Consider the following 11,994-nt stretch of genomic DNA (forward strand, 5'->3'; position numbering starts at 1 on the left):
GCGGCCGGAGCCGAGGGGCGGGGACCTGTCGGACCTCGGAGCCGGGGCGGCTGATGGTGGAACGAACGGCGCCCCGCGGGGAGTTCCCGCGGGGCGCCGTCTTTCTGGTGGTGTGTCAGGCCTTGCGTGCCCGCGTCGTCTTCTTCGCGGGCGTCGCCTTCTTCGTGGCCGCGGCGGCCTTCCTGGTCGCCGTGTTGTTGGCCTTGGCCGTCACCGTCTTCTTCGCCACCGTCTTCGCGGCGGCCGTCCTCTTGGCCGTGCCGGCCCGCTGCGCCGGCACCGGTTCCGCGTCGCTGATCCGGTCGGCGCCGAGGATCTCGCGCAGGAACTTGCCCGTGTGGCTGGCCGGAACCCCGGCGACCTCCTCGGGGGTGCCCTCGGCGACCACCAGGCCACCACCGGCACCACCCTCCGGACCCATGTCCACGATCCAGTCGGCGGTCTTGATCACGTCGAGGTTGTGCTCGATGACGATGACCGTGTTGCCCTTGTCGACCAGGCCGCCGAGGACCTTCAGGAGCTTGCTGATGTCCTCGAAGTGCAGACCGGTGGTCGGCTCGTCCAGGACGTAGACCGTGCGCCCGGTGGACCTCTTCTGCAGTTCGCTGGCCAGCTTCACGCGCTGGGCCTCACCGCCGGAGAGGGTGGTGGCGGACTGGCCGAGGCGGACGTAACCGAGGCCGACGTCCTTCAGCGTCCTCAGGTGCCGGGAGATGGCCGGGACGGCCTCGAAGAAGTCGGTGGCCTCCTCGATCGGCATGTTCAGCACGTCGGCGATGGACTTGCCCTTGTAGTGGACCTCCAGGGTCTCCCGGTTGTACCGGGCGCCGTGGCAGACCTCGCACGGGACGTAGACGTCCGGGAGGAAGTTCATCTCGATCTTGATCGTGCCGTCGCCCGCGCAGTTCTCGCAGCGGCCGCCCTTGACATTGAAGGAGAAGCGGCCCGGCATGTAGCCGCGGACCTTCGCCTCGGTGGTCTCGGCGAACAGCTTGCGGACGTGGTCGAAGACACCGGTGTACGTCGCCGGGTTGGACCGCGGGGTGCGGCCGATCGGCGACTGGTCGACGTGCACGACCTTGTCGACCAGGTCGTCGCCGTCCACGCGCGTGTGCCGTCCGGGGACGTTCCTCGCGCCGTTCAGCTCGCGGGCCAGGTGCGTGTAGAGGATGTCGTTGACCAGGGTCGACTTGCCGGACCCGGAGACGCCAGTGACGGCCGTGAACACACCCAGCGGGAAGGACACGTCGATGTCCTGCAGGTTGTTCTCGCGGGCGCCGTGCACGGTGAGCCTGCGGGACGGGTCGCGGGGACGGCGGATGTCCGGAAGCGGGATCGCCTTGCGGCCCGAGAGGTACGCGCCGGTCTGCGACTCGGTGTTCTCCAGCAGCTCCTTCAGGGAGCCGCTGTGCACGACCTTGCCGCCGTGCTCACCGGCACCGGGACCGATGTCCACGACCCAGTCGGCGACCTTGATGGTGTCCTCGTCGTGCTCCACGACGATGAGCGTGTTGCCCATGTCGCGCAGCCGGACCAGGGTCTCGATCAGCCGGTGGTTGTCCCGCTGGTGCAGACCGATGGACGGCTCGTCCAGGACGTACAGGACGCCGACGAGGCCGGAGCCGATCTGGGTGGCCAGGCGGATGCGCTGGGCCTCGCCGCCGGAGAGGGTGCCGGCCGCGCGGTTCAGCGACAGGTAGTCCAGGCCGACGTCGACCAGGAAGCGCAGCCGCTCGTTGACCTCCTTCAGCACGCGCTCGGCGATCTTCTTGTCGCGGGCGTTCAGCGTCAGCCGGCCCAGGAACTCCGCGCAGTCGCTGATCGACATCGCGGAGACCTCGGCGATCGACTTCTCCATGATCGTGACCGCGAGGACGATCGGCTTCAGGCGCGTGCCCTGGCAGGAGGGGCACGGGACCTCGCGCATGTAGCCCTCGAAGCGCTCGCGGCTGGCGTCGCTCTCGGCCTCGCTGTGCCGGCGCTTCACAAAGGGCACCGCGCCCTCGAAGGGCGTGGTGTACACCCGCTCGCGGCCGTACCGGTTGCGGTAACGGACCTCGATCTGGGTCTTGTGGCCGTACAGCAGGGCCTTCCTCGCGCGCTGGGGCAGGCCCGCGAAGGAGATGTCCGTGCGGAAGCCGAGCGCGTCCGCGAGGGCGCCGATCAGGCGGCCGAAGTAGTCCTTGGTGTGTCCGTGGGACCAGGGGTGGATGGCGCCCTCGTCCAGGGACTTCTCCTCGTCCGGGACGATCAGCTCGGGATCGACCTCCATGCGGGTGCCGATGCCGGTGCAGTCCGGGCAGGCGCCGAAGGGCGAGTTGAAGGAGAAGGAGCGGGGCTCCAGCTCCTCGAAGGAGAGGTCGTCGTACGGGCAGTACAGGTGCTCGGAGTACATGCGCTCGCGCTCGGGGTCGTCCTCGGGGAGGTCGACGAAGTCGAGCACGATCATGCCGCCGGACAGGCCGAGGGCGGTCTCCACGGAGTCGGTGAGCCGGCGCTTGGCGGACTCCTTCACCGTCAGGCGGTCCACGACCACCTCGATGGTGTGCTTCTCCTGCTTCTTCAGCGCCGGGGGCTCGGAGAGCTGGATGGTCTGCCCGTCCACGCGCGCGCGGGAGTAGCCCTTGGTCTGGAGGTCGGCGAAGAGGTCGGCGAACTCGCCCTTGCGCTCGCGCACGAGAGGCGACAGCACCTGGAAGCGGCTCCCCTCCGGCAGCTCCAGGACCTTGTCCACGATGGCCTGCGGCGACTGGCGGGAGATCGGGCGGCCGCACTCGGGGCAGTGCGGCTTGCCGATCCGCGCGAAGAGCAGACGCAGGTAGTCGTAGACCTCGGTGATGGTGCCGACCGTCGAGCGCGGGTTGCGCGAGGTCGACTTCTGGTCGATGGAGACCGCCGGGGACAGGCCCTCGATGAAGTCGACGTCCGGCTTGTCCATCTGGCCGAGGAACTGCCGCGCGTAGGAGGAGAGCGACTCCACGTAGCGCCGCTGGCCCTCCGCGAAGATCGTGTCGAAGGCCAGGGAGGACTTGCCCGACCCGGACAGGCCCGTGAAGACGATGAGCGAGTCACGAGGCAGGTCGAGCGAGACATTCTTCAGGTTGTGCTCGCGCGCGCCACGGACGATGAGACGGTCGGCCACGCCGGTCCGCACCTTTCTTGAGAGAAGTGACAGGGGCGGGGCCCCCGTGCTTCTTCAGACTAGGGGGAGCCACTGACAACGCCGGTCGGATTGCCCGGTTGCATAACAACCACCGACCATCCAGCATGCCCGACGCCACCTTCGACGATATAGCACGTGCTTTCGATTTGCGGACGTGCTTCACCACCTTCACCCAAAGGTGTGGCGGGGCTAGTGTCAGGCTCATGATTGATCACGCTCATGACCTGGCATCTGTACGTGGCGCGACCGCACGGCTCCTCAGCGCGGTCGCCGAACTGGACAACGCCGCGCTCGCCGAGGCGTCACGGCTCCCGGGCTGGACCCGCGGGCACGTCCTCGCCCATCTCGCCCGCAACGCGGACGCGCTCGTGAACGTGCTCGAGGGGCGGCCCATGTACGAGAGCGCCGAGGCGCGGGACTCCGACATCGCGCGTGACGCCCCGCGCCCCCTCGACCTCCAGCTCACCGACCTGCGCGAGACCGCGGCCCGCTTCCAGGCGACGGGGGACGCGCCGGCGGACTGGACCCGCACGGTGGAGCTGCGCAACGGGGTCACCGACTCCGCTTCCCGGGTGCCGTTCCGGCGGTGGGCCGAGGTCGAGCTGCACCATGTGGACCTCGGGATCGGATACGAGCTGGAGGATCTTCCGGCGGAGTTCACGGAGCGGGAGATCGACTTCCTGGCGGAGCGCTTCGCCGGGCACAAGGAGGTGCCCTCGACCGCTCTGGACACCGGCAACGGCCGGATCCGGACCACGGGCGGCGGCGCGTCGGGCGGACCGGTCGTGGTCGAGGGCACGGCCGCCGACGTGCTGGGGTGGCTCGCCGGGCGGCGCGACGGCTCCGGCCTGACCACGAAGGGCGCGCTCCCGAGGCTGCCTCCTTTGTAGGCCGCCGACGGTCTGCGGGCCGCTGCCCGCTATAGGCTGATCACCATGACGTACACCGGAGAGGTCAGGGTCGGCGGACCGGCGGATGTGCACGAGCTCAAAGACCTGATGATCACGAAGATCGCGGTCGGCCCGATGGACAACAACGCCTATCTCCTGCGCTGCCGGGCCACCGACGAGCAGCTTCTGATCGACGCCGCCAACGAGGCGGGGGCACTCCTCGGCATGATCGGTGACGACGGCATCGCGTCCGTCGTCACCACGCATCGGCACGGCGACCACTGGCAGGCGCTCGCCGAGGTCGTCGCGGGCACGGGCGCGCGTACGTACGCCGGCCGCGAGGACGCGTCCGGCATCCCGGTGCCCACCGATGTTCTCGTGGACGACGGCGATGTCATCAGGGTGGGGCAGGTGGAACTCACCGCGCGGCACCTCGTCGGGCACACCCCGGGTTCGATCGCGCTCCTCTACGACGACCCGCACGGCCACCCGCACGTCTTCACCGGCGACTGCCTGTTCCCGGGCGGCGTCGGCAACACGCACAAGAATCCGAAGGCGTTCGCCAGCCTGATCCACGACGTGGAGACGAAGATCTTCGACGTGCTGCCCGATGAGACCTGGGTGTATCCGGGACACGGCAACGACACGACCCTCGGGGCGGAGCGGCCGCACCTGCCGGAGTGGCACGCGCGCGGATGGTGAGCGCCGGGCGCGTCCATTGTGTCGCGCGCCCCGTGTGAACTTTTCGCTCACACCGGGGGCGCGTGCGCGCTCCCGGCGCGCCGTGTCACGCAGTCAACTGGTGGCAGCCCCGCAGAGGATGACGGCTCCTGTGCGGTAGGGCCGCCGGTCTCCAACCCCGCCCTCGACCGGCGGCCTGGCCAACGCCCCGCGCCGTGCGCGACGTTCACACGCCTGCAACACACGCTCCCACTATGCGGACAGTTACGGTCGTGACCTGGACAAACGCCGGGTTCGCTGCCAATCTCCCGCCATGTACCTCGCCCCCCGCACCCTGCGCCGTGCGCCGGCCGCCGTCACCGTAGCCCTGCTCGCCACCGCTGTCGGCTGTGCTCCGCAGCCCGACGGGAAGGCGTCGGCCGCCCCGTCCGGCTCGGCCGCGAAGAGCTGCGCCAAGGGCAAGTTGGCCACCAAGGCGTCCGAAAAGCTGACGATCGCGACGGACGAACCGGCGTACGAGCCCTGGTTCAAGGACGACAAGCCCGCGAACGGCAAGGGCTTCGAGTCGGCGGTCGCCTACGCCGTGGCCCGGCAGCTGGGTTACGGCAAGAGCGCGGTCGTCTGGCAGAGCGTGCCGTTCAACAAGGCGTTCGCGCCCGGCGTGAAGACCTTCGACTTCGACGTCAACCAGGTGTCGATCAGCGCCGAGCGCAAGAACGCCGTCGACTTCTCCTCCGGCTACTACGACGTGCGTCAGGCCGTCATCGCGCTGAAGGGTGGCAAGGCCGCCAAGGCGACGCGCATCGCGGATCTGAAGAACCTCAAGCTGGGCGCGCAGGTGGGCACCACGAGCCTCGACTACATCACCGACGTGGTGAAGCCGAAGCAGGAGGCCGCCGCGTTCGCGAAGAACGACCAGGCCAAGTCGGCGCTGAAGAACGGCCAGGTCGACGCCATCGTCGTCGACCTGCCGACGGCGTTCTACATCACCTCGGCCGAGGTGACGAACGCGAAGATCGTCGGCCAGTTCGAGAACCAGGGCGGCACACCCGAGCAGTTCGGGCTGGTGCTGGACAAGGGCAGCGCGCTGACCTCGTGCGTGAGCGGAGCCGTGGACGCCCTGCGCAGGGACGGCACGCTGGCGAAGCTGGAGAAGCAGTGGCTCTCCGACGCCGTCGACGCCCCGGTGCTCAAGTGACGGTCGTCAAGGACGAGTCGGCCCGGGAGGGGGCCGACGGCAAGGGTGGCACGACGGGCGGCGGCGCCGGTGACGGCTACGCGCCCTCGGAGCGGCGGCTGGAGCGCGAGCGCCACCAACGCGCGCGTGCCCGCCGCGCCACGGCCATCGCGGCGCTCTCGACGCTGGTCACGGCCGTCGTGCTGTACCTGGTCGTGGTCAACGCGCCGGGCTGGCCGCGCACCAAGGAGACGTTCTTCAACGCGCACTACGCGCGCGAGGCACTGCCGAAGGTCCTCGACGGGCTGTGGCTGAACGTCCGCCTGCTCGCGGTATGCGGCATCGCCGTCCTGGTCCTCGGCATGCTGATCGCGATCGCGCGCACCCTTCGCGGCCCGGTGTTCTTTCCGCTGCGTGTGCTGGCGGCGGCCTACACCGACTTCTTCCGCGGCCTTCCGCTGATCATCAATCTGATGATCGTCGTCCTCGGGGTGCCGGCCCTGCGACTGCAGGGCGTGACGGTCGATCCGGTGCTCCTCGGCGGTACGGCGCTGACGCTGACGTACTCGGCGTACGTGGCCGAGGTGTTCCGGGCCGGCATCGAGTCGGTCCACCCCTCGCAGCGCGCCGCGGCCCGCTCGCTGGGCCTGACCAACCGGCAGGCCCTGCGCTACGTCGTCCTTCCCCAGGCGGTACGGCGTCAGGTGCCGCCGCTGCTCAACGACCTGGTGTCGCTGCAGAAGGACACCGGTCTGGTGTCGATCGGCGGCGCGGTGGACGCCGTGAGGGCGGCCGACATCATCGTGGGCCGCAGTCTGAACTACACGCCGTACATCGTCGCGGGCCTGGTGTTCGTGGCGCTGACCATTCCGATGACCCGCTTCACGGACTGGGTGACGGCCCGGATGGACCGGCGGCGGGCCCAGGGAGGTTCGCTGTGAGCGACGCACACGCGCCCGTGCTGCGCATGGAGTCCGTCCGCAAGACCTTCGGCGGCTCCGTCGTGCTGCGGGACGTGGATCTGGAGGTCGCACCGCACACGGTGACCGCCCTGATCGGCGCCTCCGGCTCGGGCAAGTCCACTCTGCTGCGCTGCGCCAACCTCCTGGAGGAGGTCGACGACGGCGCGATCTGGCTGGACGGAGAGGAGATCACCGATCCCCGCGTCGACCAGGACGCGGTACGGCGCCGGATCGGCGTGGTCTTCCAGGCGTACAACCTCTTCCCGCACATGACCGTGCTGGAGAACGTCACGCTGGCCCCGCGCCGGGTGCACGGCGTCTCCCGAGCGGAGGCCGAGGAACGGGCCGGGGAGCTCCTGGAGCGCCTCGGACTGGGTGCCAAGGCGGATGCCTACCCGGACCGGCTCAGCGGCGGTCAGCAGCAGCGGGCGGCGATCGTACGGGCGCTTGCCGTGCGGCCCCGGCTGTTGCTGCTGGACGAGATCACCGCGGCGCTCGACCCCGAACTCGTGGGCGAGGTGCTGGAGGTGGTCCGGGACCTGAAGGACGACGGCATGACCATGGTGCTGGCGACGCACGAGATGGGTTTCGCACGGGACGTCGCCGACCAGGTCTGTTTTCTGGACGGTGGCGTCGTCCTGGAACGCGGCACCGCCGAGCAGGTGTTCGGCGACCCGCAGCAGGAGCGCACGCGGCGGTTCCTGCGACGGATCGTGGAGGCGGGCCGGCTGTAGCTACGCGTCCGCCTGGGCCGCGCCCACCAGGGCGGCCACGCGCTCCACACCGAAGACATAGCCCTGCACGCCGCATCCGGCGATCACCCCGTCGGCACGCAGCGAGACGTAGGAGTGGTGCCGGAACGATTCGCGCTGGTGGATGTTGGAGATGTGCACCTCCAGCACGGGCATGCCGTCGCAGGTGTTGAGTGCGTCCAGGATCGCGACCGACGTGTGGGAGTAGGCACCGGGGTTGATGACGATCCCGCAGTGGTTCAGGCGTGCCTCGTGGATCCAGTCGACCAGTTCACCCTCGTGGTTGGACTGCCTGAGGTCCACCGTACCGCCGTGCGCGGCCGCGGCCTTGGCGCACAGCGCCTCGATGTCGGCCAGTGTGTCCCTGCCGTAGATCTCTGGCTGGCGCTGGCCGAGCAGGTTCAGGTTGGGCCCGTTGAGGATCATGATCGGGGCGGTGGCCAGGGTACGGGGCACGGTTCCTCCGGTCCGTTCGGGGCGGTACGTCGACGACCGCTACTGGCACCCGGTCTATCACGGTGACCGGGGCGGACGGCGCGCCGCGCACGCCGCCGTCCCGGCGCGCACTCCGGTCGCTCTCGTCACCTCCACACGCCCCCGTAACCCGTGATCACGGTGGGTAGTTGACGCGACATGAAAGCTGCACGCACCGTAGGGACACCGTCGATGCTGCGGCTCGCCGCGGCCTCCCTGGCGGGGACCGCGATCGAGTTCTACGACTTCTTCGTCTACGGCACAGCGGCCGCCCTGGTCCTGGGGCCGCTGTTCTTCCCGACGTTCTCGCCGCTCGCGGGGACGCTGGCGGCCTTCGCGACGTTCGGAGCCGGGTTCGTCGCCCGGCCGCTGGGCTCGGTGTTGTTCGGGCACCTCGGCGACCGGCGCGGACGGCGGCCCGTGCTGGTTCTCTCGCTGCTGCTCACGGGCGCCTCGACGGTCGCGGTGGGCTGTCTGCCGTCGTACGGATCGATCGGTGTGGCCGCGCCCGCGCTCCTGCTCGCCCTGCGCTTCCTTCAGGGGCTGGGCCTCGGCGGCGAGTGGGGCGGCGCGGTCCTGCTGACCGCCGAGCACGCGCCACCCGGGCGGCGCGTGCTGTGGTCCAGCTTTCCGCAGGTGGGTCCCGCGCTCGGGTTCGTGCTCGCCAACGGGGTGATGCTCGCCCTGTCGGCGACGCTGTCCGACGCGGAGTTCGGCGCGTGGGGGTGGCGGGTGCCGTTCTGGACGGCGGGAGCGCTGGCGCTGTCCGGGCTCTGGCTGCGCTCGTCGCTCGCCGAGAGCCCTCGGTTCCTGGAGATCGACGACCACGCGCGCGTGCCGTTCATCGAGGTCGTCCGGCATCACGGTCGGCTGGTGCTGCTGACGGCGGGGGCGCTGGCCGCGGGGTACGCCGTCTTCTACACGGTGACGACCTGGTCGCTGGCCTACGCCACGGAGCGGCTCGGGGTGAGCCGGACGGTGATGCTGACCTGTGTCATGGCCGCGGTGGTGATCAAGGCGTCCCTCACGCCATTCATGGCTCTGCTCGGCGATCGGTACGGGCGCCGGCCGATGTGCCTCACGGGGTGCGCGGCCTGCTGCCTGTGGATGCTCCCGATGGTCGCGCTGCTGGCCACCGGCCGGCCACTGCTGATGTTCCTGGGCATCCTGGGAGCCTTGGTCTCCTTCATCACCATGTTCGCGGTGATCGCCGCCTACCTGCCCGAGCTGTACGAGGCGCGGGTGCGCTGCACGGGGGCCGCGGTGGGCTACAACCTCGGTGGAGTCCTCGGCGGCGCCCTCACCCCGATCGTGGCCACGGCGCTCGCGGAGCACAGCGGGCGCGTCCCGTGGAGCGTGGGCGCCTATCTCACGGGCGTCGCACTGCTCAGCCTGGCCTGCTTCGCCCTGCTGCCCGAGACCCGCCCGGTGCCCGTGCCCCTGGTGGAGCCGGCCACGGGCTGACCGGCCGGGACCGGACGGACGGCTACGGGTTGATCGCCAGTTCCAGGTAGGCCGCGAAGATCACCAGGTGGACACCGCCCTGCAGGGGCGTGGCCCGTCCCGGTACGACTGTCAGGGAGCTGACCACGACGGTCAGCGCGAACAGCAGCATGTGGGTCGAGCCGAGGCCGAGGACGAGGGGTCCGGACAGCCAGACGGAGGCGAGGGCGACGGCCGGGATGGTCAGGCCGATGCTGGCCATGGCCGAGCCGAGCGCGAGGTTGAGACTGGTCTGCACCCGGTCCCTGCGTGCGGAGCGCAGCGCGGCGATCGTCTCCGGCAGCAGGACCAGCAGGGCGATGATCACGCCGACGACGGCGTGGTGCAGGCCCGCCGCCTCCACGCCCGACTCGATGGTCGGCGACACGCCCTTGGCCAGGCCGACCACGCCGATCAAGGCCAGGCCGAGCAGGCCGAGGCTGATCCAGGTGGTGCGCACGGACGGGGGGTTGGCATGCTCCTCGGCGGTGATGACCTCGCCCTGCCGGGTGATCGGCAGGAAGTAGTCGCGGTGGCGCACGGTCTGGGTGGCCACGAACAGCCCGTACAGGATCAGTGAGGACAGCGCCGCGAAGGTCAGCTGAACCGGGGAGAACTCGGGTCCGGGCTTGCTGGTGGTGAACGTCGGCAGCACGAGGCTGAGCGTGGCGAGCGTCGCCACGGTCGCCAGGGCGGCGCCGGTTCCCTCCGGATTGAAGACCGCGATGCCGTGCCGCAGGGAGGCGGCGAGCAGACAGAGCCCGACGACGCCGTTGCAGGTGATCATCACGGCGGCGAAGACGGTGTCCCTGGCCAGGGTGGAACTCTTGTCGCCGCCGTCGGCCATGAGGGTGACGATCAGGGCCACCTCGATGATCGTGACGGCGATGGCCAGCACCAGAGAGCCGAAGGGCTCGCCGACACGGTGGGCGACGACCTCGGCGTGGTGGACGGCCGCCAGGACGGACCCGGCGAGCACCAGAGTCACCAGGGCGACGACCGCACCCGGCAGGCCTCGGCCCCAGGTGAAGACCAGGAGGACGACCGCGAGGACGGGCACGAGGAGTGTCCATCGCCGGGTCAGCGACCGGAGCCGAGTGATCATGCCGCGATGGTCGCAGAGACGTACAGGGTTCGCATTCCGTTCCTTTCGGATACCTCTCATCCCTTCCGCCGTGATCACGGCACGTGGGAGCGGGGGTCTGCCGGCGCGCAGGCCCGCTCCCACCAGGGGGCGCCCATGCCGCGGGCTCGGTCAGGCGTCGACGCCGGCCTTCCGGACGTCTTCCCCGCCGGTGTCCGCCGCCTCGACGGCCGTCTGCTTCCTCGTGGCCATCAGGCTGGTGACGGTCGTGACGACCAGGACCGCGCAGATGACGCCGAGCGAGACCGGGATGCTGATCTCGGGGACGTGGACGCCGGACTCGTGCAGGGCGTGCAGCACCAGCTTGACGCCGATGAAGCCGAGGATGACCGACAGGCCGTAGGAGAGGTGGACCAGCTTCTTCAGCAGGCCGCCGATGAGGAAGTACAGCTGCCGCAGGCCCATGAGGGCGAAGGCGTTGGCGGTGAAGACGATGTACGGGTCCTGGGTCAGGCCGAAGATCGCGGGAATGGAGTCCAGGGCGAACAGGACGTCCGTGGTGCCGATGGCGAGCATCACGACCAGCATTGGGGTCATGACCCGCTTGCCGTTCCGCTGGATCCACAGCTTGGTGCCGTGATAGCGGTCGGCCACGCCGAACTTGCGCTCGGCGGCCTTCAGCAGCCTGTTCTCCTCGTACTCCTCGTCCTCCTCGTCCGCGCGGGCCTCCTGGATGAGCTTCCAGGCGGTCCAGATCAGGAAGGCGCCGAAGAGGTAGAACACCCAGGAGACGCCGGCGATGATCGCGGCTCCCGCGGCGATGAAGACGGCCCGGAGGACCAGGGCTATGAGCACGCCGACTAGCAGGACGCGCTGCTGGTACTGCGTGGGCACCGCGAACTTCGCCATGATCAGGACGAAGACGAAGAGGTTGTCGACGCTCAGGGACTTCTCGGTGATGAATCCCGCGAAAAATTCTCCGGCCGGCTGTCCGCCGCCGAGGACGAGGAGACCGAGACCGAACAGCCCGGCCAGGGTTATCCAGACGACGGTCCAGACACCGGCTTCCTTGACCGACACTTCGTGGGGCTTGCGCCCGATGAAGAAGTCGACCGCGATCAGGGCGGCGAGGCCCACGACGGTCAGGACCCACAGGGTCACGGTGACGTCCACTGCACCTCCGGCATTACGTAACGGCAAACACATCAGCGTCGTCGCTGCCGGAGGTCTCTTCCACCCGCGTCGGGCCGGCGCCCCGGGACCGGAACCGGTCCGTACTGACGGGTGCGCCGCAGTCAGGGAGTACTCCCCTCCGCAGGGAAGACAGTA

Annotated in this window: 10 protein-coding genes; 6 read left to right on the forward strand and 4 right to left on the reverse strand. The window is 69.7% G+C overall.

The window, feature by feature from the left end; genetic code table 11:
- Window positions 1–115: 115 nt before the first annotated feature.
- Window positions 116–3,142, reverse strand: coding sequence for an excinuclease ABC subunit UvrA (uvrA, locus tag AB0D93_RS03920; RefSeq protein ID WP_362112459.1), 3,027 nt, complete (start codon window positions 3,140–3,142; stop codon window positions 116–118).
- Between the two features lie 224 nt (window positions 3,143–3,366).
- On the opposite strand from uvrA, the gene AB0D93_RS03925 reads away from it, so the two are divergent.
- The 5 genes from AB0D93_RS03925 (at window position 3,367) to AB0D93_RS03945 (ending at window position 7,607) form a co-directional block, all read left to right on the forward strand.
- Window positions 3,367–4,053 (forward strand): maleylpyruvate isomerase family mycothiol-dependent enzyme, encoded by a 687-nt coding sequence (locus AB0D93_RS03925; RefSeq protein ID WP_362112462.1) that lies wholly within the window; start codon window positions 3,367–3,369, stop codon window positions 4,051–4,053.
- A gap of 45 nt (window positions 4,054–4,098) precedes the next feature.
- A complete protein-coding gene (locus AB0D93_RS03930; RefSeq protein WP_362112465.1) occupies window positions 4,099–4,755 on the forward strand; it encodes an MBL fold metallo-hydrolase in 657 nt (218 codons plus the stop codon).
- Window positions 4,756–5,047: 292 nt separating this feature from the next.
- Window positions 5,048–5,932 carry an ABC transporter substrate-binding protein gene (locus AB0D93_RS03935; RefSeq protein WP_362112468.1) on the forward strand — a complete coding sequence of 295 codons (885 nt, stop codon included), beginning with the start codon at window positions 5,048–5,050 and terminating at the stop codon, window positions 5,930–5,932.
- Window positions 5,929–6,852, forward strand: a complete 924-nt coding sequence (locus AB0D93_RS03940; protein WP_362112471.1) for an amino acid ABC transporter permease — start codon at window positions 5,929–5,931, stop codon at window positions 6,850–6,852. The genes AB0D93_RS03935 and AB0D93_RS03940 overlap by 4 nt, the downstream gene beginning before the upstream one ends.
- Window positions 6,849–7,607, forward strand: coding sequence for an amino acid ABC transporter ATP-binding protein (locus AB0D93_RS03945; protein ID WP_362112474.1), 759 nt, complete (start codon window positions 6,849–6,851; stop codon window positions 7,605–7,607). Before AB0D93_RS03940 ends, AB0D93_RS03945 begins: the two co-directional genes overlap by 4 nt.
- Here the strand turns inward: AB0D93_RS03945 and aroQ are convergent, their stop codons facing one another.
- Window positions 7,608–8,081 (reverse strand): type II 3-dehydroquinate dehydratase, encoded by a 474-nt coding sequence (aroQ, locus tag AB0D93_RS03950; RefSeq protein WP_362112477.1) that lies wholly within the window; start codon window positions 8,079–8,081, stop codon window positions 7,608–7,610.
- 210 nt (window positions 8,082–8,291) lie between these two features.
- Between aroQ and AB0D93_RS03955 the strand changes: the two genes are divergently transcribed.
- Complete coding sequence (locus tag AB0D93_RS03955) at window positions 8,292–9,563, forward strand: MFS transporter (protein WP_362112480.1); 1,272 nt, start codon at window positions 8,292–8,294, stop codon at window positions 9,561–9,563.
- Between the two features lie 22 nt (window positions 9,564–9,585).
- On the opposite strand, the gene AB0D93_RS03960 is transcribed toward AB0D93_RS03955, so the two are convergent.
- Window positions 9,586–10,686, reverse strand: coding sequence for an ionic transporter y4hA (locus AB0D93_RS03960; protein WP_362112482.1), 1,101 nt, complete (start codon window positions 10,684–10,686; stop codon window positions 9,586–9,588).
- A 150-nt stretch (window positions 10,687–10,836) separates the two neighbouring features.
- The gene (locus tag AB0D93_RS03965; protein WP_362112485.1) at window positions 10,837–11,838 is read right to left on the reverse strand and encodes a TerC/Alx family metal homeostasis membrane protein; all 1,002 of its coding nucleotides are present in this window, start codon (window positions 11,836–11,838) and stop codon (window positions 10,837–10,839) included.
- Window positions 11,839–11,994 lie beyond the last annotated feature (156 nt).

The sequence above is a fragment of the Streptomyces sp. NPDC048191 genome (genome assembly GCF_040652655.1).
Lineage (GTDB): Bacteria > Actinomycetota > Actinomycetes > Streptomycetales > Streptomycetaceae > Streptomyces.

Bases quoted from the DNA above. Each gene is read 5' to 3' on its own strand.
- AB0D93_RS03930 (WP_362112465.1), top strand. From the start codon at position 4,099: ATGACGTACACCGGAGAGGTCAGGGTCGGCGGACCGGCGGATGTGCAC.
- AB0D93_RS03935 (WP_362112468.1), top strand. From the start codon at position 5,048: ATGTACCTCGCCCCCCGCACCCTGCGCCGTGCGCCGGCCGCCGTCACC.
- AB0D93_RS03925 (WP_362112462.1), top strand. From the start codon at position 3,367: ATGATTGATCACGCTCATGACCTGGCATCTGTACGTGGCGCGACCGCA.
- AB0D93_RS03955 (WP_362112480.1), top strand. From the start codon at position 8,292: ATGCTGCGGCTCGCCGCGGCCTCCCTGGCGGGGACCGCGATCGAGTTC.
- AB0D93_RS03960 (WP_362112482.1), bottom strand. From the start codon at position 10,686: ATGATCACTCGGCTCCGGTCGCTGACCCGGCGATGGACACTCCTCGTG.